Below are 21,117 nucleotides of genomic sequence, written 5' to 3'. Positions count from 1 at the left end.
GTATATATGGTAATTTTTTGAATCTAATAGAAGTAGGGAATAAAAAGGAACCTTATGACCACTTCAGAATTGACTAGATTAGGGCAATTATGCTAATGAAACGTTAACAAATCATGGTTTATGAATGAAAATCTTCATTTTTTGGAGGTATTTTGCATGATAAAATGACATATTCAAAAAAAATAGTAATTTTGTCCAAGTAATTTTGTGGAAACTTATCTTTTTATCAATAGTTCCCAAAACCAGACATCCTTTATGGAAAACAAAATTAAGGCTTACAATAATATCCTAGAACTTGTAGGAAACACACCGCTAGTACAACTAAATAGAATAACCGAAAGCTTTACCGGCAACTTTTATGCAAAAGTAGAATCCTTTAACCCAGGTCACTCCTCTAAAGACCGCATCGCAATGCACATTATAGAGGAAGCTGAACGTAAAGGTATTTTAACCGAAGGAAGTACCATTATAGAAACAACTTCTGGTAATACCGGTTTTAGTATTGCCATGGTGAGTATTATAAAAGGTTATAAGTGTATTTTGGCGGTTAGTTCAAAATCATCAAAAGATAAAATCGATATGCTTCGTACAATGGGAGCTACGGTATATGTCTGCCCAGCTCACGTAAGTGCAGACGATCCACGTTCTTATTATGAAGTAGCAAAACGGTTGCATAAAGAAACTAACGGTTCTATTTATATCAACCAATACTTTAATGAGCTCAACATGCATGCCCATTATGAGAGTACCGGGCCTGAAATATGGGAGCAAACCGGAGGTGAAATCACACATTTTGTTGCATGTAGTGGTACTGGAGGTACTATTTCCGGAACTGCCAAATACTTAAAAGAACAAAACCCCAATGTTAAGGTAATAGGTGTTGATGCTTTTGGTTCTGTGTTGAAAAAATACCACGAAACAAGAGAGTTTGACTCCAACGAAATTTACCCGTACAGAATTGAAGGGTTAGGAAAGAACCTTATACCTGGAGCAACGGATTTTGATGTAATAGACAAGTTCATTAAAGTTACGGATTCAGAAAGTGCTCACACAGCTCGTGAATTGGCAAGAACCGAAGGTATTTTTGCAGGATATACCAGTGGTGCCGTTATGCAAGCATTGAAGCAATTGAACGAAGAAGGAGAATTTGGTCCTAAAGATAATGTTGTTGTTATCTTTCCAGATCACGGTTCAAGATATATGAGTAAAGTATATAGTGATCAATGGATGGAGGATCAAGGCTTCTTTGATACCAATGAAGTAAGCGAAACTCAAAAGGTACAATACATAAAAGAATAAATTACAAGTTTGTAAAAGTGGGAAAGCAATAATCGTAAAGGTTGTTGCTTTTTTGTTAGAGAATAATATTTTATGAATGTTGCTCTTAAAATCTTACTTTTGCACTAAAATCCAAAGTACACCTAAATGCGAGATTTATTTGATAGAATTATTGAGAACAAGGGGCCATTAGGAAAATGGGCTTCACAGGCGGAGGGATATTTCGTTTTTCCTAAGTTGGAAGGGCCAATTTCTAACCGAATGAAGTTTCAGGGAAAAGAGGTAATTACCTGGAGTATTAACGATTATCTGGGTCTTGCTAACCTACCTGAAGTTAAGAAGGTAGATGGCGAAGCCGCTGCAGAATATGGATCGGCTTACCCTATGGGAGCAAGAATGATGAGCGGCCATACTGATTTTCATGAGCAATTAGAAAAAGAATTAGCCGAATTTGTTGATAAGGAATCTGCTTATTTGCTGAACTTTGGTTACCAAGGTATGGTTTCTGCTATTGATGCCCTTGTATCAAAGGACGATATTATTGTTTATGATGTAGATGCCCATGCTTGTATTATTGATGGTGTTAGGCTACATATGGGAAAACGTTTTACGTTTAAGCATAATGATATTGATAGTTTAGAGAAAAACTTAGAGCGCGCCACAAAAATGGCCGAACAGACCGGTGGAGGAATATTGGTTATTTCCGAAGGTGTTTTCGGAATGCGTGGTGAGCAAGGAAAGCTAAAAGAAATAGTTGCCCTTAAAGAAAAATATACGTTCCGTTTATTTGTAGATGATGCACATGGTTTTGGAACCTTGGGTGCCACTGGTGCAGGTGCAGGACAAGAACAGGGCGTACAAAAGGATATAGATGTATATTTTGCAACCTTTGCAAAGTCTATGGCCGGTATTGGAGCGTTTTTAGCTGCAGATAAAGAGATTATAGACTACTTAAAATATAATTTAAGGTCACAAATGTTCGCTAAGTCATTACCTATGATTTATGTGAAAGGTGCCTTAAAAAGATTGGACATGTTGCGTACTATGCCTGAGCTTAAGGCTAAGTTATGGGAGAACGTAAACGCACTTCAAAACGGACTTAAGAGTAGAGGTTTTGATATTGGAAGTACCAATACTTGTGTAACTCCAGTGTACTTGAACGGTAGTATTCCAGAGGCTATGGCCCTTGTAAAGGATTTACGTGAGAATTACGGTATCTTCTGTTCAATTGTAGTGTATCCAGTGATACCAAAGGGGTTGATACTTTTACGTATGATTCCTACCGCTACGCATACTATGCAGGATATAGAAGAAACATTAGATGCATTCTCTGCTATTAGGGACCGTTTGGAGAATGGTACTTATAAAAGATTGTCCGCTGCGGTTGCTGCGGCTATGGGCGAGTAACATCGGCTTAAATAATCTTCATGAAACAAATGCCTCATTTTAAATGGGGCATTTTTGTTTTTTATAGGGAGTTCGATTATTTCTTAGAGTGAGCGAATGAAGAGTAGGGAAGTAGCCCTTTGCGGCTATAGACTCTTTTTGTAGGTGGCACGCCGCTTATAAATTTTTGGGGAAAAATGCTTCCACATTTGACGGATGGCAATATTATCTTCTAGTTCCGGGGTTCTATAGCACATTTGAATACCGCGCTTGTTGAATGTTTTGTAGTATTCATTAAAAATGATGGCCGTAACTCCTTTATTTTGATAATCCGGGTGGATACCTATCAAATAAAAAACGGCATCTTTATTATACTTTTTCGCACGAAGAAGGTGTAAAAAACCAAAAGGAAACAACTTTCCCTTAGCTTTTTGTAATGCATGGGAGAACGAGGGCATAACAATTGCAAACGCAATTAGGCTGTCATTCTTATCTACAATAAACTTAATATACTCCGGGTCTATAAAGGTTATGTATTTTTTCTTGAAATATTCCTTTTGAACATCGGTTATAGGAACAAAAGAGGATAATTTGGAATAGGTTTGGTTGAACAGGTCAAACATTTGGTCTACCAATGGTAATACTTCGCTAGTTTTTTTAAAGTTTATTTCACGTAAGCCGTAGCGTCTTTTTACCAGTTCGTTCAATTTGGTAAACAAAGCCGGATCTGCGTTACTGGCCGGGAACTTGTTTTCAACATATCCTTTTTCCTTAGCAAAACCCAAACGTTCGTAATGATTAATGTAATAGGCGTGGTTGTACCAGGTCACCATGCTTCCCGGTTGATCGTAACCATCCGTAAGCACACCAACCTTATCTAAGTTGGAAAAGCCAACAGGGCCTTCCATAAACTCTAGATCATGCGCTTTTCCAATTTCTGCAACTTTATTTAGAAGGGTTTCCGAAACTTCTGGGTCATCAATAAAATCAAACCAGCCAAAACGCATTTTTTTTACGTTTTGATCATTCACTTCCAGGTGGTTGATTATAGCTACGACCCTTCCTACAAGCGTATTGTTTTTATAGGCCAGATAGAACCAACAACTCGCATTTTGAAAAGCTGGGTTTTGATCCTTGTCAAAAGTAGCCATCTCATCGGCAATCAAAGGTGGTACCCAATAAGAGGAGCCTTTATAAAGCGAAAATGGAAATTTCACGAACTCTTTTAGCTCTGCTTTTGAAATCGCTTCTTTAAGGGTGACCATACAATTCTTTTTGTAAGGTCAATATTAGGGATAAATAGGGTTAGAATAAAATTATGAAACTTAATTTTATGAATAATGAATGAGTTGTCTTGGCTTAAAAATCTATAGCTCCGTTATCACGGTCTTTGTTTTTGCGTTTCTTTCGCTCTTCCTTTTTAAGCTTTTTGAGTTGTTTCTTAGATGGACCTAAATCGATATCCTCGGCGCCACCGCTTTTCTTATTTTTTTTACGATCCTCTTTTTCCTTCTTCTTCATGGCGTTCTTTTTAATAGGGCCGCCATTTTCACCGGCACTTTGCTCATCAATTGATATGAGCTTGTCTTTGTGAAAGTCAAACCGGTAAGACCCGCCAACGGTCATAAATATTCTGGAAGGTGTGTTTTTAAAGCTGGCACCCAAATTAAAATCAACCTGTAGGTCATCCGCAAGTAAGTGGGCCACACCACCACGTATAAGGGCATCTGAATAACGATCGCTCTGTATACCTTGATTCTCTATAAAGGCACTCCATTTGGGATTGCGAAAAGCATGGCTTATGGAAACTAGGTAACTTAATTCAGGATAATCCGTGGTAATTCTATCGTATGCAATGTTGGTTATAAGTACAAATCGCGGAGTTAATCTACTTTGGGTTGCGATCATTCCGCGGTAAGACACGGTTGGGTCACCAACGTAGAAAGGGTTATCGCCTAGATTAAAAGTGGCGCCGCCATAGAGGGAAACAGAGGGAATTAAGTTTTTAAATTTAAAACCATAATTGGCTTTCCAGCTATATAAATTGGGTTTATTACGTTCCGGGTTTTTATATCGGTCATAAATCAAGTACTTAAGACCAACCCGATTTCTTGAAAAGTCAGTTAAATTCTCAGAAACGTTCAAACTGTTATAAGTAATGTTCTGGTTTACATACGTGCCTTCATAATTTATTTCTAATTGCTCGAACAACAGACCGTACCGTAGTGAAATATCAGAACCCCAAATATTACTTTTTGTGTCCAAAAGAGTATGGTCTCGCTGTTCGTAAAGAATACCGGCCTCCAATTGCAACACATTTCTACCAACTGCGTATGCACTAACGGACATACCTGGGCGGTTAGAATTAATTACATCTGTATATTGTGCTGTGGCTACCATAGGTAGCGTAAAAAGGAGAGTTAATAGATACTTTTTCATTTTGGGCCGCTTGATTAATTAATTCAGGCTTGTTCTTTTTTGTGTAAAAAATCTAAAATCTATCGTATGCATAAGACCATTTTTAAAACAAAAACGTCTAGTAAGCCTTTGTTTTCAGTGGTTTATCTCTACATGGGAATCCAAAATATGAATTCATAGAAACTACTTTAATAATATTTTAGCACTTCTACACAGTTATTACAACGTTAGAATCGTATTTTTGATATAATCATTTTGAAAAAAGTATGGCATTTTTAAAGACAATCTTAATAATTTTATTGGTCTATTATCTTTTTAAGATCTTAGTGAAGATGTTTGCCCCCAAAATATTCGGGTATGCCGCTCGGAAAACCCAAGAACATTTTAATGAAAAGTTTGGTGAATTTGCACAGCAAACAAATGGCCAAAATCAAAAGGAACGGGTAGGAGATGTTATAATTGATAAGAAACCGTCAAGAAAGAATACTTCAAACAATCAGGTGGGTGATTATATTGATTTTGAGGAAGTAGAGTAAACTTCTTTGTACTACACTAGTTCTTTTTTTATACTTTAAAATCGAATACTTTTTGAACTTATAAAAGCTTTGCAATAGGCGTTTATGTTTTTAAAACTTATGACTATCTTTTAAGTTAAGTTCAAAACAAATTCGAAAGTAGAGATAACTTCATTATTTTAGCCGAAACAACCGATAAATCCCATTATGCAAAAAGGATTGAAGGCCTTCTTCGTACATTTTTTTGTTACTATTTTTTTTGTGATTGCTACTTTGGCCTATTTTCATCCCGTGCTTCAAGGCAAGGTAATAGAACAGTCAGATATTGTTCAGTTTACGGGTATGGCCAAGGAGCAGAACGATTTTAGAAAGAAAACGGGGGAAGAGCCCTATTGGACAAATAGTGCCTTTGGAGGCATGCCAACTTATCAGTTAGGCGCGTATTATCCTCACGATTACGTTAAGAAATTGGATAATCTAATCCGGTTTTTACCTAGACCGGCAGATTATTTGTTTTTATATTTTATTGGCTTCTATATCTTGCTTTGTTGCCTGAAAGTAGATTATAGATTAGCCATAGTTGGTGCCTTGGCCTTCGGTTTTTCAACCTATCTCATCATTATTCTTGGTGTTGGGCATAATGCAAAAGCCCATGCCTTGGGGTATCTGCCCATGCTTTTAGGAGGCATTGTATTGGTGTTCCGTAAAAAATATCTCTGGGGATTTATTTTAACTGCAATTTCAATGGCATTGGAGATACGGGCCAATCATTATCAGATGACCTATTATTTCATGCTTTTGGTTTTAATTTTAGGTGTAGTTTACTTGGTAGATGCCATACGAACAGAAAAGCTAAAACATTATTTTAGTTCTGTAGGCCTACTCCTGGTTGCGGTTACATTGGGGATTGCCGCTAATGCAACTAGTTTAATGGCTACAAAGGAATATGCGGATTGGAGCACCCGTGGTAAATCTGAACTAACCATTAATCCAGATGGCTCGACAAAAGAAAATACGGGAGGGCTGGAGAAGTCATATATTACCCAATGGAGCTACGGTATTACAGAATCATTGAACCTATTTGTACCCCGTTTGTTTGGGGGGTCAAATAACGAGAACCTGGGAGAAAACTCTAAAAGTTATGACTTCTTAATAGATCAAGGTGTGTCTCGTAGCCAAGCATTGAATTTTTCTAGTGGTTTGCCCTTGTATTGGGCCGATCAGCCCGGAACGTCAGGTCCTGCTTATATTGGTGCCATTATCTTTTTCCTGTTTATCTTAGGGCTTATTTTAGTGAAGGGAAAAGCCAAATGGTGGCTTCTTGGAGGCGTGCTAATGTCTCTGTTTCTGTCTTGGGGAAAGAATTTTAGCTTTTTGACGGACTTCATGATTGACTATTTTCCGTTATATGATAAGTTTAGGGCAGTCTCTTCTATACAGGTCATTTTGGAGTTGTGTGCTCCAGTGTTAGCTATTCTAGCATTGCGCGAACTTTTTAAATCTACGGTTGATGTTTCCGAAAAGCTGAATGCACTTAAGATATCATTTTTTACGGTATTGGGTTTAAGTGTTGCTTTGTTCATCTTTAAAGCCGGTTTTGATTTTGAAGGCCCTAGTGACGATTTTCTAAAACGAAATTATGGGGATGAACTGGTTTCTTTAATTCAAGCAGACCGGAAAGCCGTATATAACTCAGACCTTTTACGGTCTATGATATTTGTCCTTTTGGCGGCCTTGGCACTTTGGTTCTATATTAAAGGAAAACTTAAAGAGAACATAGCCATAGTTGCAATTGGGGCATTGATTATTTTTGATTTGGTTGGTGTTGGTTTACGCTATGTTGACTCCGAGAATTTTGTTTCTAAAAGGAAAATGACACAGCCGTTTCCTGAAACTGCTTTGGACAAGGAAATAAGTAAGGATAAGAGTATCTATAGGGTGTATGATCCCAATGAAGGTATTAATGGTGCGCGTACATCTTACTATCATCAATCTATTGGTGGGTATCATGCGGCAAAACCAGCCGGACTGGAAGACCTTTTCAGTTTTTACGTGTATAAAGGTAACATGGGAGTATTGAACATGTTAAACGTAAAGTATGTAATTCAGCAGGATGAAGAAGGTAAAAGTTACCCAGCTGTAAACCCTAACGCCAATGGCAATGCTTGGTTTGTAAACCATGTAGTAAAAGTGAATTCTGCAGATGAAGAAATTCAGGCTTTGGATAAATTGGATACGCGAACCGAAGCTGTCCTAAACGTGGCCAAGGTTAAAAATTTGAACAATTTTGAATTTAAGGTAGATTCTACAGCTGCTATAGTTTTATCGGATTATGCTCCTAATCACTTAACTTATAAGTCTAAAAATTCTAATGATGGCCTTGCTGTTTTTTCCGAAATGTATTACCAAAACGGATGGAATGCTTATATAGATGGAAAGTTAAAAGACCATATTAAGGTAAATTATACCCTAAGGGCCATACAGGTTCCAAGTGGGGAGCACACCATAGAATTCAAGTTTGAACCTGAAGTGGTAAGGATAGGAAGCCAGATTACGCTAGCAAGTTCCATTGTCTTGGTGCTTATAGTTTTAGGCGGAATAGGTTTTACATTCTATAGTTCAAAGAAGGACGAAGGTCAAGAAAAGAAAGAAGTTAAAAAATAGTTTGTACAGGTTCCCCAATCTTACATCTAGTAATTTAAGCTTATGAAGAAAGTCCTCATTATCACCTATTATTGGCCTCCTGCTGGTGGGCCAGGTGTGCAGAGGTGGTTAAAGTTTGTAAAATACCTTCGCGATTTTAATGTGGAACCCATAGTTTACATTCCGGAAAATCCGCATTACCCAATAGAGGATGCCACTCTAATTGCTGAAGTTCCTAAGGACATTACAATCTATTCACAGCCCCTTTTTGAACCTTATGGATTGGCAAAGGTGTTGTCCTCAAAAAAAACAAAACGTATTAGCTCTGGTATTATTCAAACCAAGAACCAATCGTTTTTTGAAAAGGCCATGCTATGGGTTAGAGGAAATTTTTTTATTCCCGATGCTAGAAAATATTGGATTAAGCCTTCGGTAAAATATTTGTCGGATATCATTGCTAAAGAAGGGATTGAGACGATAATTACTACTGGGCCACCGCATAGTGTTCATCTGATCGGTAGACAATTAAAAAAGGATAAAGGGGTAACTTGGTTGGCCGATTTTAGGGACCCATGGACTTCTATTGGGTATCACAAAGAATTAAAACTGACCAAAAGTTCCGAAAAAAAACACAAGGAGTTGGAGTATGCCGTGTTGAACGAAGCGGATAGAATTCTTGTGACCAGTGCTACGACCAAATTAGAATTTGAACAAATTACAAAACAGCCTATTTCTGTAATTACCAATGGGTATGATTCCGATTATGAGAATGATGCGGATTTAGATCATAATTTTACAATTTCTCACATTGGGTCCTTGTTAACGGGCAGAAACCCTAAAAACCTATGGAAGGTATTATCTCAAATTGCTGCGGAAAATGCCGTTTTCCGTGGAGACCTTCAATTGGAGTTTATGGGGGTAGTAAGTCAGGATGTAATGGATTTAATGTATAGATATGAGTTAGGTCCTTATATAAAAATGAGAGGGTATGGCTCTCACGCCGAAGCCCAACGAAGACAGCAAAGGTCTCAGCTACTACTTATGATAGAAATAGACAGTGAAGAAACTAAGGGAATTATACCGGGCAAGCTTTTTGAATACATGGTTGCCAAAAGGCCTATTTTAGCGGTGGGGCCAAAGAATTGGGAGGCAGGTAAGATTATAGAACGGACCGTGGCTGGAAAGGTATTTGATTATGATGCCGATGCAGAACTGAAAAAAACCATACTTAACTGGTATAACGACTTTAAAACAGGGACAATTACTTCAGAATCTATTCATATTGAGAAGTACAGCCGAAAGGCACTTACTCAAGAACTTTCAAAATTACTGTAATGGGAGTGGTATTTAAACAATCACTGAACAATTCGATCATTACGTATTTGGGTTTTGGTCTTGGGGCACTAAATACTTTAGTGCTTTATCTACGTTTTATGGAACCCGAATATTATGGGTTGCTACAGGTTGTGTTATCGGCTTCAGTAGTTATAATGCCATTACTTGCTTTTGGAGTACCCAATACCTTGGTAAAGTTTTATAGTGGTTTCACGGATGTTAAATCAAAAGATGGTTTTCTTACTCTTATGCTTTTCTTGCCATTGGCATTAATGCTACCCATTGCGGGCATAACCTATGTAGTGAACGATAGTATTTCAAACTTCTTATCCAAGGAAAACCCAATTGTAAGAGGGTATGTCTGGCATATTTTCTTTGTAGCTATGACCATGGCCTATTTTGAAGTTTTTTATGCTTGGGCCAGAGTCCATATGAAATCGGTTTTTGGTAATTTTATGAAAGAAATTTTCGGTCGGGTAGGGCAATCCGTTCTTTTGGTGCTTTTGTATTTTGACGTAATTTCAGTAACCTCCTTTATAGATGGCCTAGTGGTGGTATATGTACTGCGGATGCTTTTTATGAAAATCTACGCATATACCTTGTACAGGCCCAGATTGGTTTTTGATTTCCCTAGTAACACACGTAAAATTTTGGTGTATAGTGCATTGATTATTTTGGGTGGCTCAGTTGCTATTGTTCTTTTAGAGATTGATAAGGTAATGATCAATCAATTTATAAAAATTGAAAACGTAGCCTATTATAGCGTAGCCAGCTTTATAGCTTTGGTGATAGCCGTGCCTTCACGTTCCATGCATCAAATAATGTATCCGCTTACAGCGGAGCTTATGAACAAGAATGATTTGGCGGGATTAAGCAGGCTCTATCAAAAAAGCTCGCTAACACTATATATTATATCCGGACTTTTGTTTGCACTTATATTTTTGAATCTCAATGACCTTTATGAACTCCTGCCAGATGCTTATCGTAATGGATATATAATTTTTGTATGGTTGGGCCTGGCAAAGCTTTATGATGCTTTGTTGGGGAATAACAATTCCATTTTATATAATTCGGATTATTACAGGGCGGTTTTATATATGGGAATATTTTTGGCAATTGTAACCGTATTGCTCAATGTTTGGCTTATTCCTGCTTATGGTCTAGATGGTGCCGCAATTGCCAGTTTTTCAGCTTTTTTCATCTATAACACGGTAAAATTGATTTATGTTAAGATGAAATTCAACATGCTACCCTTTACTAAAGAAACCGTTCAAATTTCGGTATTGTTGGCCATTACCTTGCTTACTTTCTATTTTATCCACCTACCTTTTCATCCTATCATAAGCATTATGATAAAAAGTTTGGGGATAACCTTGCTCTATGTTGGGGTTCTATATAAGTTTAAAATCTCGGAAGATGTTTTTCAAGTGCTTTCAAAAGTATTTGGAAAGAAAGGTCAATAACTATATCTTAACACTCAGCTTCTTTAAAAGAAAGCTCCCTAGTTGCATGTAACGGTCTATTGGATAGACTTTTATTTTTTATTTTGTCACCTTCTAATGTTAAATGAAATGAGCTACATGGTTAAAGGTAATCTTAGAGCTTGTCTGCATTTGGACCTCTATGAATCTTTGGAACATGTAGAAGTAAAAATCTACAAAGTAAATAGTGGTTCAAAAGTTACTCACGATTACAAAAATGAACTACACATATTATCTGCCGATGCCATTTTAAATAAATCTAAAAATATTTTGGGAAGTGGTTTTACAGATTCAGAAGGAAATTATGTAGTTGATGTGTGCGATTCGTACAATGAAGGTGCCATTGAGATAGACCTCGTCGTAAAGGATAAACAAGCACGTAAAAAGAAAAAAATAGACACTATCCATTTCACGGTCAAACGGTTAATGCCTGTATGGAGGAATAATGGTGAACTTAAAGAATTTAGTTGGAATTACAGTTTTGGTTTTCAATTGTGGAGCCAAGTAAGGCATCATTTTGATATTTGGACCATTATAGGAAGTGTTAAGTCTATTGAAGATAGGAAAACAGCTGTAGAAGGGGTAGTTGTATCAGCTATGGATGTGGATTGGGTTAAAGATGATTTATTAGGGAGTGCCACAACGGATAGAACTGGAAAATTTAGGATTGACTATACGAGTATAGATTATATGCAAACGTTTCTATCTCCACTTATAAGTATAGAAACTCCTATTTCTTCCATGCCCGGGCCTGGTGTCTATTTTAAAATTACAACTTCTGATGGTATTTTGTTATATGAAGAGAAAAGAGCGGTAGGTAGAACGGAAGAAAGAAAAAATATTCTGCGCTGTTTCAATATTGACTTGTATATTTAGCATTAATTATAATTTCGGGCTATTTCTACTAGTCAGTATCAACAAGTACCTCAATGAAAATACGGATAAAAGGTAACTCTATACGTGTGCGTATTACCAAAACAGAAGTGTCACAACTTTGTAAAGAAGGATATATTCAAGAAGAAACACAATTTGTAAATAGCACATTTACATATGCTTTAAGCAGCCAAACCAGAGCAACTTCGCTTACGGCTAGTTTTGAGAATGATAAAATTACTTTGATTTTACCTTCGGAAATGATTCAGGGTTGGGAAAGCAGTAAAAAGGTAGGGTTTAGTAATTTAGTACCTCTTAAAGATGGAAAAACTCTATCTCTTTTGGTAGAAAAGGATTTCAATTGTCTAGAAGACAGGGGAGAAGATGAATCCGATAATTACCCTAACCCGAAATTGAAACACTAGAAATAGAAGTTAAGTATGTCACATAAAGACAATCAAAGGAATGTTACAATAATAGGTTCCGAAGATTTTTCAAATATTAAGATTACAGAACCTGTTAAGTATGCAGCAGGGAAATTAGGGGTTACCGAGGCTTTACGTCACGGATTTAAAGAAATGGGTATAGTACGCTCTATGCGTGCCTTTTTGGAACTTAACCAAGAAGATGGTTTTGATTGTCCAAGTTGTGCTTGGCCCAACCCAGAACACCCTTCGTCTATTGCAGAATACTGTGAAAATGGGGCAAAGGCTGTTGCCGATGAGGCCACTACGGACAAAATTGGTCGTGATTTTTTTAAAAAATACTCTGTAGAGGAACTTTCCAAATTAACGGAATATCAACTGAACAAATTTGGTAGAATTACCGAACCGTTGGTGCTAAGAACAGGAAGTGTAAACTATGAACCTATTTCTTGGGAAGAGGCTTATGAACTTATTTCTATAGAGCTACATAAATTAAATTCACCGGACGACGCTATCTTCTATACATCAGGTAGGTCAAGTAATGAAGCAGCTTATTTATACGGTATGTTTGCGCGTGCTATTGGGACCAATAATATGCCCGACTGTTCCAATATGTGCCACGAATCTAGTGGTGTAGCACTTTCGGAAACTTTAGGTATTGGAAAAGGTTCAGTGAAATTGGAGGATTTATATGGTGCGGATGTCGTTATTGTTGCAGGTCAAAACCCAGGTACGAACCATCCTAGGATGCTATCGGCATTGGAGAAATGCAAGAAGAATGGGGGAAAGATAATTAGTATTAACCCTTTGGAGGAATCCGGTCTAATAAATTTTAAAAATCCACAACATTTAAATGGTTTAATTGGTGGTGGGGAAGACCTAACGGATATTCATTTGCAAGTCCGCATCAATCAAGATATAGCTTTAATGAAGCTCATCTTAATGAGACTTGCCGCTTTGGATGAGAGCGGGCAAAAGGTTTTTGACCATGATTTTATGGTTAAATATGTAGATGGTTATGAATCCTTGATTTCGGACTTTAAGAATTATGATGAGGAATCACTACTAGCCTTGAGTGGTGTTAGTAACGAAAAAATTAATGAAACGGTAGCCCTTTTGGCAACAAGTAGCAACATCGTAGTATGTTGGGCCATGGGGTTGACTCAGCATAAAAATGGGGTAGCTACCATATGCGAATATTTAAACCTATTGTTATTAAAAGGGTCTTTGGGAAAACCTAATGCAGGTACCTGCCCGGTGCGTGGTCACAGCAATGTGCAAGGGGATCGCTCTGTGGGTATTATGCATTTTGTGAATGAAGAACTAAACGCGCGTATAAAGACACACTTAGGGTTTACTGCTCCGGATAAAGAAGGTGTAGATGTTGTGGGAGCTATTAAGGCCATGCACGATGAAAAAGGTAAAGTGTTTATTTGTTTAGGCGGAAATTTTCTGATGGCCGCTTCGGATACTATGTATACTGCACAAGCAATGCAAAATTGTGAACTTACTGTACAGGTAAGTACAAAGTTGAATCGCTCTCATCTGGTTACTGGAAAAACGGCACTTATATTGCCCACTTTTGGTAGATCTGAAAAAGATATGAAAGATGGCACCTTACGCTATCAGACTATGGAAGATAGTATGGGGCGGGTGAGACAATCTCGTGGACTTTTAAAACCGACTTCAGATAACATTAAAAGTGAACCTGAACTTATTGCTGAATTGGCCCATACTTATTTTGGTGGTAGACACTCTGTAGATTGGAAAGCTATGGGCGAGAACTACGAACTTATTAGGGAAAGCATAGATAAGGTAGTTAAGGGCTTTGAAAATACAAAAGAGAGATCTAAGGGTATAGGCTACTATTTACCCAACAATGTCCGTAACCTTGATTTTAGTATGCTTCCTAATGGCAGGGCCCAATTGACCGTTAACCCTTTGCCGGAACATAACTTAAAGGAAGAGGAGTTCATGTTAATGACAATTAGGTCTCATGACCAGTTCAATACCACTATTTACGGTATGGATGATAGGTACCGCGGAATCTATAATGAAAGACGGGTATTGTTCATGAATCCGGAGGATATGGAAAAACAGGGGCTTAAGAAAAAAGACGTTATAAATATTAGCAGTTCATATAATGGTGAGGTGCGTACGGCAAATAAGTTTTTAGTGGTGCCTTACAATATCCCTTGCGGGGATTTGGCAGCGTACTATCCAGAGACCAATGTTCTTATTCCTCATGATCAGTATGCGGATAAAAGTAAAACGCCAATTAGTAAATCCATAAAAGTTACTGTAACAAAGGTGGGCTAATTTCTGTGCTAAAAAGAAAAACCCCCGCAGCAAATAAATCTACTGCGGGGGCAACAACTAACCAACCTAAAAACTATCTTAATATCTTCTTGAACTTCTTGATGTTGTAGCCCTTGAAGATGTATTATTTCTACTACTTCTAGATGGGGCCTTAGTTACAGACCTTCTAGAAGAACTTCTTGTACTAACGTTACTTCTACTTTGCGAAGGAGCTTTTCTAACAGTTCTATTTGTACTCCTGTTATTTTGGGGACTTCTATAAGTAGTCGTACTTCTTTTTACCGTCGTGCTACGTGGTGATCTGGTTACTGTTCTTTTGCTCACCGTATTGCCATTGGCTTTTCTTACTGCAGTAGACCTCTGCGCTACCGAACTATTTCTAGATGGGGTATTTGCTCTAGATTTCACCGTTCTGCTACGGTTCGTAATTTTACGATTCGTATTATTAGAACGTGTGGCACTACTTCTTGAAACAGTTCTTCTTGCTGAATTATCACGATTTGCAACCGACCTGTTCGTGCGGGTAGTAGCGTAATTTCTCTTTGAAACAGACCTGTTGTTTCTTGAGTTATTTGTTCTAACTGCTACTCTTCTGTCATTTCTATAGATTCTAGACCTATCATTTCTTACTTTATTATATCTATGCGTTCTTCCAATTTTGGCATAAGCACGTCTAGTATTATATCTATAAGGATTGTAATAGGTGTAACGAATAGGGCTGTAAAATCTTCTATAAGGTCTATTGAACACTAAACAAAATCCTAATGTAGGTCTTGCAAAGAATGCATGAAAAGGTCTGTACACATAATTTCTATTATAAATATTGATATATCCGGTGTGATAATCATATAAACCTCTACGGTTATAGTACACATACATTCCACCTACACTACGTACGCGATTGTTATTATAGCTAATATCTACATCTCCTATTTGTGTAACACGACCATAATAATCATAATAAATAGGTACATTCTCAACTTGTATTACAGCACCGTAATCATCGTACTGGGCATACGGACTATAATCAAATCCCGAATTAAAGGTAACCCCGTTTCTACGGCCGCTTACACGACTGTCTATGTAAAAATCGAATTCACCATCTGGGTATACCGAAAACGTAATGCCATTCTCAACAAAAATAAATGAGTCGTTGTATCTATAAGCATTGCGTTCTGCAACCTTATCTTCAACTGTACCTGTGGCCATAACACCAGAAGTGCTAAAAATTAGGGCCGAAAAAAAGAGTAGTAAGTTTCTCATGATATAAGGTTTTAAATTCCTGAGTGTAATTATTTACATTCGAATTGTAATAAACAAACAGCGTGCCAAAAAACAGAAGGTGCATACAAGCATCTTATAATGAGTTAATTATAAGTTTTAAGGTCGATGTAAAAAGAAGTGTTTGCTTTTAGATAGGTTTGAAAAAGTGAAAAAGTAAAAGACCATATTTCCTTTTTTACAGAAAATATGGTCTTTTGTATTCTATTAGGTATAATCTTGAGTCTCCTATAGTTTCTCTTTTAAATAGGTAGCCGTAAAAGAAGTTTTACTTTTTGCAACCTCTTCAGGAGTACCCTCTGCTAATAAGTTTCCACCGCCTTCACCACCTTCGGGGCCTAGGTCTATAATATAGTCTGCACATTTAATCAATTCAATGTTGTGCTCAATAACAATTACAGAATGCCCTTTTGAGATAAGAGCATCAAAAGACTTTAAAAGCTTTTTAATATCATGAAAATGCAAACCTGTAGTAGGTTCATCAAAAATAAAGAGCGCCTTGTCTTTTGTGGTGCCTTTTACTAAAAATGACGCAAGTTTAATACGCTGTGCTTCTCCACCTGATAGGGTAGAAGAGGACTGCCCCAAGGTTACATAGCCAAGACCTACATCTTGTAAAGGCTTCAGTTTGGTAACAATTTTGGTTTGTTTGTACTTTTCAAAGAAGGCAATGGCATCGTCAATGGTCATGTTTAAGACGTCATCTATGCTGGCATCTTCAAATTTGACCTCTAACACTTCCTTTTTAAAACGTTTTCCTCCGCAGGTGTCGCATTCCAAGTGAACATCTGCCATGAACTGCATTTCTACAGTAATTTCACCTTCACCTTTACACTTTTCGCATCGGCCACCATCAACATTAAAAGAAAAATGCTTGGCTTGATATGCTCTTATTTTACTAAGTTTTTGCGCAGCGAAAAGACTCCTAATGTCATCATATGCTTTAATATAGGTTACCGGGTTTGAGCGTGATGACCGCCCTATTGGATTTTGGTCTACAAACTCAACGTGCTTGATGGTCTTGTATTTCCCTTCAACTTTGGTAAACTGTCCCGCTTTTTCTCCATAGCCTCCAACTTCTTTCAAGATAATGGGATACAACAGTTTTTTGACCAAAGTGCTTTTTCCGCTACCGGAAACACCAGTTACCACGGTAAGCATATGAAGCGGAAACGTTACATTAATATTCTTAAGATTATTTTCCCGAGCTCCTATAATAGTTATGTAATCTGTAGAAGTTCTTCTTTTACTGGGAACGGGAATTTCTTCTGTTCCGTTCAAATAATGAGCCGTTAAGGAGGTTGATTTTAAAATATCATTAAGAGTCCCATGCGCAACAACTTCTCCGCCATGTGTACCTGCTTCTGGACCAATATCAATAACTTCATCCGCTGCTTTCATGATATCTTCATCATGTTCAACAACAATAACCGTATTGCCAAGGTCGCGCAAGGATAGTAAAACATCTATTAAGTTCTCTGTGTCCTTAGGGTGCAAACCTATACTGGGCTCATCTAGGATATACATACTTCCCACAAGGCTACTGCCCAATGATGTTGCTAGATTAATACGCTGACTCTCTCCGCCGGATAGGCTATTGGACTTTCGGTTAATAGTCAAATAGCTTAAACCTACTTTATTTAAAAAGCCTAACCTGGTTTTGATTTCCTTTAATAAGCGAGAAGCAATTTTCTCATCGGTTTTATCCAAAACCAGCTCCTCAAAAAACGGGATCAATTTTTTAATGGGCAGCTCCACCAAATCGGAAATGTTTTTTCCGTTAACCTTAATATTATCGGTTTCCTTCCGTAACCGTTTCCCATGGCAAACATTACATCTTGTTTTGCCGCGGTAACGGGAAAGCATTACCCTATTCTGTATTTTATAACTTTTTTCCTCTAGCTGCTCAAAAAATTTGTTGAGTCCAATAAAGTGGTCATTGCCGTTCCAAACCAATTGCTTCTGCTCGTCCGAAAGCTCAAACCAAGGTTTGTGAATGGAGAAATCAAACTTATAAGCCGAGTTTACGAGTTGATCTCTATACCACCCCATACTTTCACCTCTCCATGGAAATATGGCATTTTCATAAACGGATAAGGCGGTATTTGGAATAACAAGGTCTTCGTCTATACCAATTACATCTCCGTAACCTTCACATTTTGGGCATGCTCCATAAGGGTTGTTAAAGCTGAACAAATGCACGTTAGGTTCTAAGAAAGACATACCATCTAGTTCAAACTTGTTACTAAACGGAATTTTTTCTCCTGTGGCCAGTTCTTCTATAGCACATTCTCCTTTTCCTTCAAAAAAAGCGGTGTCAACGGCATTGGCCAATCGGTTGTAGAAATCCTCATCGTCTTTTACAATTATTCTATCAACCACTAACTCAAAATTTCTGCCAATATCTTCCGGCACATTATCTATGCGTAAGACTTCATCATTATATTTTATCCTAGCATATCCTTGTTTGGAAAGTAATTGAAGTGATTTTAAAGGTTCCTTATTTTCATCAATAACTATAGGGGCCAGTAACAGTAATTTGGTTCCTTCTTCGTATTTCTTTACATGGTCCACAACGTCTGTAACCGTATCCTTCTTTACTTCACGGCCAGAAATAGGGGATATGGTACGTCCTATACGGGCGTATAGCAATTTTAAGTAATCATAAATCTCCGTAGTGGTACCCACGGTAGATCGCGGGTTTGTAGAATTTACCTTCTGCTCAATGGCAATGGCCGGGGCTATACCTTTTATATAGTCCACTTTAGGTTTGTCAAGTTTACCCAAGAACTGCCTGGCGTATGAGGATAAACTCTCTACGTAACGTCTTTGACCCTCTGCGTAGAGTGTGTCAAAAGCCAAACTAGACTTTCCTGATCCGGAAAGACCGGTTATAACAACTAATTTATTACGGGGTATAACAACATCTATATTCTTTAGGTTATGCAGCTTTGCACCCTTTATTATTATGTTGTGCTTGGGGTTTACATCTACTATTTCGGCCATTTTCATATCTAAGTATGCAAAGATACAATATGGAGAATTCAATAACTAAAATTGTATGAATGGCATTAAAAAATGTGTGCATAACAATAGAAATTTTCTAAAGTCATTTAATTTTTTCTATATTTGAGCCCCAATAAAATGTTAATACGCCTATAGCAAAAAATTACTTTTAGAAAGTTTAAAACATTATCTACAAGACCTTTCCATAGGGAAGGCGTCTCGTTTTAACCATTAAAGTAATTGTTATGGATATATTGACGGAAGATTCCCTTCTTATTAAAAAATACGTTTCCGGTGATGAAAAAGCATTGGAAATTCTGATTGAGAAGCACAATCAGCGGTTAAGTAGTTTCATTTATTCTAAAGTGAACAACCGTAATATTACTGAAGACATTTTTCAAGATACCTTTATTAAGGTTATAAAAACATTACGCCGCGGAGCGTATAATGAAGAAGGTAAGTTCTTGCCTTGGGTAATGCGTATTGCCCACAACCTTATTATAGACCATTTTAGAAAAAGTAGTCGCATGCCTATGTTTGAAGGAGCGGATAGTTTTGATATCTTTTCTTTGATTGGCGATGATAAGCTTAATGCAGAACGCCAATTGATAAAAGATCAAATAGATTGTGACCTAGAGGTGCTGGTGGCAGAATTACCTGCAGACCAAAGAGAGGTGTTGATTATGCGTATCTATAAGGATATGAGTTTCAAGGAGATTTCGGAAAATACCGGTGTTAGTATAAACACGGCATTAGGGAGAATGCGCTATGCCCTTATTAACCTAAGGAAGATAATAGATCAGCACAATATTGTTTTAACGAATTAATAGGCGATAGGTCGAAGCTATTCATTATATTTATATTAGTGCCGTTATACCATTGTAACAATACTAAAATAAATATGGAAAAAATTTACGCTACAGAATCGGACAAATGTAGATTAGCTAAAGCAAAACCTTCAACAGTAAAGTTTCTATTGGATTATTCAAAAGCTTTAGAAATTACGGAAGCAAACGGCCTACAATTTGAATCTAATTTGAACTAAGCTTAGTTCCTTTAAAGTATATAGAGCCCTGTCAATGAAAATTGGCAGGGCTTTTTTGTAGGAAATAACTAGTGTAAATAGCTGTTTTTATAGCGTAAGGTATACGTTATGTCCTATTAGTAACATTCGTTGGCATTAGCAAGGTAGTTCTGAGGTATTCTACAGAGAGCTGATTTTGTGTGGCTAACGCACTTCAATCCATTTTATTTTGCAGAAAAATAGAAAAGTAGCATTTCACATCAAAAACTAGCGGTTTTACAACAATGTTTTTTTCTAGAGGCCTCTATTATCTAGTTTTATATCATAATTAACAACAAGGTCATCCACCAAAGGATAACAAAACACTCAAAAAGAACTAAATAACAAAAGCCTTTCTTTAGAAAGTCTCAAGTCTAAAACTAAAAACCCTACACCATGAGTTCACAGATCGAAGATTCAGTACTAGTAAGAGATTACATTAGCGGCGATGAAAAAGCGCTTGAAGTTTTAATTAACCGTCATAACCAAAGAATTTCTAGCTTTATTTACTCTAAGGTTTTAGATAGAGATGTTACTGAAGATATTTTTCAAGATACCTTTATTAAAGTAATCAAAACTTTAAAAAGAGGGTCTTATAGTGAAGAAGGTAAATTTTTACCATGGGTAATGCGTATTGCACACAATTTAATTATTGACCATTTCAGAAAGAACAAAAGAATGCCAATGTTTGAAGGTAGTGATGATTTTAACATCTTTTCTGTAATAGGTGATGATAAATTAAATGCTGAAAAACAGATAATTAAAGACCAGATAACATCTGACTTAAAGCACTTGATCGAAGAATTACCGGATGATCAAAAAGAAGTTTTAGTAATGCGTATCTATAAAGATATGAGCTTCAAAGAGATTTCCGAAAATACTGGAGTAAGTATCAATACTGCCTTAGGTAGAATGCGTTACGCGTTAATTAACCTTAGAAAAATCATAGACAAGAATAACATAGTGTTAACTAATTAATAGATCACTAATAATACATAACAATATTTCCATTCTAGTTGCGTTATCCTTTGTATAACAATACTACTATTATGGAAAAAATTTACTCTGAGAATCTTGAAAGAGGTGCAACTATT

Annotated in this window: 16 protein-coding genes; 12 read left to right on the top strand and 4 right to left on the bottom strand. The window is 37.0% G+C overall.

Features of this window, described 5'->3' with window-relative positions:
- Positions 1-255 precede the first annotated feature (255 nt).
- A complete protein-coding gene (locus Q4597_RS16545) occupies positions 256-1,299 on the top strand; it encodes a PLP-dependent cysteine synthase family protein (protein WP_215912264.1) in 1,044 nt (347 codons plus the stop codon).
- Between the two features lie 126 nt (positions 1,300-1,425).
- Complete coding sequence (locus Q4597_RS16540) at positions 1,426-2,685, top strand: aminotransferase class I/II-fold pyridoxal phosphate-dependent enzyme (protein WP_215440575.1); 1,260 nt, start codon at positions 1,426-1,428, stop codon at positions 2,683-2,685.
- Positions 2,686-2,810: 125 nt separating this feature from the next.
- On the opposite strand, the gene Q4597_RS16535 is transcribed toward Q4597_RS16540, so the two are convergent.
- Together Q4597_RS16535 and Q4597_RS16530 are read right to left on the bottom strand one after the other, a co-directional pair.
- A complete protein-coding gene (locus tag Q4597_RS16535; protein ID WP_215440574.1) occupies positions 2,811-3,929 on the bottom strand; it encodes a GTP cyclohydrolase in 1,119 nt (372 codons plus the stop codon).
- 94 nt (positions 3,930-4,023) lie between these two features.
- Positions 4,024-5,103: a transporter gene (locus Q4597_RS16530; RefSeq protein WP_303407226.1), complete on the bottom strand. Its 1,080-nt coding sequence runs from the start codon at positions 5,101-5,103 to the stop codon at positions 4,024-4,026.
- 245 nt (positions 5,104-5,348) lie between these two features.
- On the opposite strand from Q4597_RS16530, the gene Q4597_RS16525 reads away from it, so the two are divergent.
- The 7 genes from Q4597_RS16525 to Q4597_RS16495 all read left to right on the top strand — a co-directional run bounded on the left by Q4597_RS16525 (position 5,349) and on the right by Q4597_RS16495 (position 14,673).
- Entirely contained in the window at positions 5,349-5,618 is a 270-nt protein-coding gene (locus Q4597_RS16525; RefSeq protein ID WP_215440572.1) for a DUF4834 family protein, read from the top strand.
- A gap of 186 nt (positions 5,619-5,804) precedes the next feature.
- Entirely contained in the window at positions 5,805-8,261 is a 2,457-nt protein-coding gene (locus Q4597_RS16520; RefSeq protein WP_303407224.1) for a YfhO family protein, read from the top strand.
- A 42-nt stretch (positions 8,262-8,303) separates the two neighbouring features.
- Entirely contained in the window at positions 8,304-9,575 is a 1,272-nt protein-coding gene (locus Q4597_RS16515) for a glycosyl transferase family 1 (protein ID WP_303407222.1), read from the top strand.
- Positions 9,575-11,038 carry a lipopolysaccharide biosynthesis protein gene (locus Q4597_RS16510; RefSeq protein ID WP_215912270.1) on the top strand — a complete coding sequence of 488 codons (1,464 nt, stop codon included), beginning with the start codon at positions 9,575-9,577 and terminating at the stop codon, positions 11,036-11,038. The genes Q4597_RS16515 and Q4597_RS16510 overlap by 1 nt, the downstream gene beginning before the upstream one ends.
- A gap of 108 nt (positions 11,039-11,146) precedes the next feature.
- Entirely contained in the window at positions 11,147-11,932 is a 786-nt protein-coding gene (locus Q4597_RS16505; protein ID WP_303407221.1) for a hypothetical protein, read from the top strand.
- A gap of 53 nt (positions 11,933-11,985) precedes the next feature.
- Positions 11,986-12,354: a DUF7009 family protein gene (locus tag Q4597_RS16500; protein ID WP_215912272.1), complete on the top strand. Its 369-nt coding sequence runs from the start codon at positions 11,986-11,988 to the stop codon at positions 12,352-12,354.
- A 15-nt stretch (positions 12,355-12,369) separates the two neighbouring features.
- Complete coding sequence (locus Q4597_RS16495; RefSeq protein ID WP_303407220.1) at positions 12,370-14,673, top strand: FdhF/YdeP family oxidoreductase; 2,304 nt, start codon at positions 12,370-12,372, stop codon at positions 14,671-14,673.
- 78 nt (positions 14,674-14,751) lie between these two features.
- Here Q4597_RS16495 and Q4597_RS16490 read toward each other — a convergent pair whose 3' ends face one another.
- Together Q4597_RS16490 and uvrA are read right to left on the bottom strand one after the other, a co-directional pair.
- On the bottom strand, positions 14,752-15,936 hold the full coding sequence (locus tag Q4597_RS16490) for a hypothetical protein (RefSeq protein WP_303407219.1): 1,185 nt from the start codon (positions 15,934-15,936) through the stop codon (positions 14,752-14,754).
- Positions 15,937-16,182: 246 nt separating this feature from the next.
- A complete protein-coding gene (gene uvrA, locus Q4597_RS16485; RefSeq protein WP_303407218.1) occupies positions 16,183-18,960 on the bottom strand; it encodes an excinuclease ABC subunit UvrA in 2,778 nt (925 codons plus the stop codon).
- 245 nt (positions 18,961-19,205) lie between these two features.
- Between uvrA and Q4597_RS16480 the strand changes: the two genes are divergently transcribed.
- The 3 genes from Q4597_RS16480 to Q4597_RS16470 all read left to right on the top strand — a co-directional run bounded on the left by Q4597_RS16480 (position 19,206) and on the right by Q4597_RS16470 (position 21,001).
- A complete protein-coding gene (locus Q4597_RS16480; protein WP_303407217.1) occupies positions 19,206-19,787 on the top strand; it encodes a sigma-70 family RNA polymerase sigma factor in 582 nt (193 codons plus the stop codon).
- Positions 19,788-19,861: 74 nt separating this feature from the next.
- Positions 19,862-20,005: a hypothetical protein gene (locus tag Q4597_RS16475; protein WP_215440556.1), complete on the top strand. Its 144-nt coding sequence runs from the start codon at positions 19,862-19,864 to the stop codon at positions 20,003-20,005.
- 414 nt (positions 20,006-20,419) lie between these two features.
- Positions 20,420-21,001 (top strand): RNA polymerase sigma factor, encoded by a 582-nt coding sequence (locus Q4597_RS16470; protein WP_215440554.1) that lies wholly within the window; start codon positions 20,420-20,422, stop codon positions 20,999-21,001.
- Positions 21,002-21,117: the final 116 nt, after the last annotated feature.

Source organism: Zobellia sp. 1_MG-2023, assembly GCF_030549125.1.
In the GTDB taxonomy this organism is placed as follows: domain Bacteria; phylum Bacteroidota; class Bacteroidia; order Flavobacteriales; family Flavobacteriaceae; genus Zobellia; species Zobellia russellii.
Note: the sequence above shows the minus strand (reverse complement) of the source record. Positions and strands in the feature narration are given on the sequence as shown.

Bases quoted from the DNA above. Each gene is read 5' to 3' on its own strand.
- Q4597_RS16545 (WP_215912264.1), top strand. From the start codon at position 256: ATGGAAAACAAAATTAAGGCTTACAATAATATCCTAGAACTTGTAGGA.
- Q4597_RS16540 (WP_215440575.1), top strand. From the start codon at position 1,426: ATGCGAGATTTATTTGATAGAATTATTGAGAACAAGGGGCCATTAGGA.
- Q4597_RS16535 (WP_215440574.1), bottom strand. From the start codon at position 3,929: ATGGTCACCCTTAAAGAAGCGATTTCAAAAGCAGAGCTAAAAGAGTTC.
- Q4597_RS16530 (WP_303407226.1), bottom strand. From the start codon at position 5,103: ATGAAAAAGTATCTATTAACTCTCCTTTTTACGCTACCTATGGTAGCC.
- Q4597_RS16525 (WP_215440572.1), top strand. From the start codon at position 5,349: ATGGCATTTTTAAAGACAATCTTAATAATTTTATTGGTCTATTATCTT.
- Q4597_RS16520 (WP_303407224.1), top strand. From the start codon at position 5,805: ATGCAAAAAGGATTGAAGGCCTTCTTCGTACATTTTTTTGTTACTATT.
- Q4597_RS16515 (WP_303407222.1), top strand. From the start codon at position 8,304: ATGAAGAAAGTCCTCATTATCACCTATTATTGGCCTCCTGCTGGTGGG.
- Q4597_RS16510 (WP_215912270.1), top strand. From the start codon at position 9,575: ATGGGAGTGGTATTTAAACAATCACTGAACAATTCGATCATTACGTAT.
- Q4597_RS16505 (WP_303407221.1), top strand. From the start codon at position 11,147: ATGAGCTACATGGTTAAAGGTAATCTTAGAGCTTGTCTGCATTTGGAC.
- Q4597_RS16500 (WP_215912272.1), top strand. From the start codon at position 11,986: ATGAAAATACGGATAAAAGGTAACTCTATACGTGTGCGTATTACCAAA.
- Q4597_RS16495 (WP_303407220.1), top strand. From the start codon at position 12,370: ATGTCACATAAAGACAATCAAAGGAATGTTACAATAATAGGTTCCGAA.
- Q4597_RS16490 (WP_303407219.1), bottom strand. From the start codon at position 15,936: ATGAGAAACTTACTACTCTTTTTTTCGGCCCTAATTTTTAGCACTTCT.
- uvrA (WP_303407218.1), bottom strand. From the start codon at position 18,960: ATGGCCGAAATAGTAGATGTAAACCCCAAGCACAACATAATAATAAAG.
- Q4597_RS16480 (WP_303407217.1), top strand. From the start codon at position 19,206: ATGGATATATTGACGGAAGATTCCCTTCTTATTAAAAAATACGTTTCC.
- Q4597_RS16475 (WP_215440556.1), top strand. From the start codon at position 19,862: ATGGAAAAAATTTACGCTACAGAATCGGACAAATGTAGATTAGCTAAA.
- Q4597_RS16470 (WP_215440554.1), top strand. From the start codon at position 20,420: ATGAGTTCACAGATCGAAGATTCAGTACTAGTAAGAGATTACATTAGC.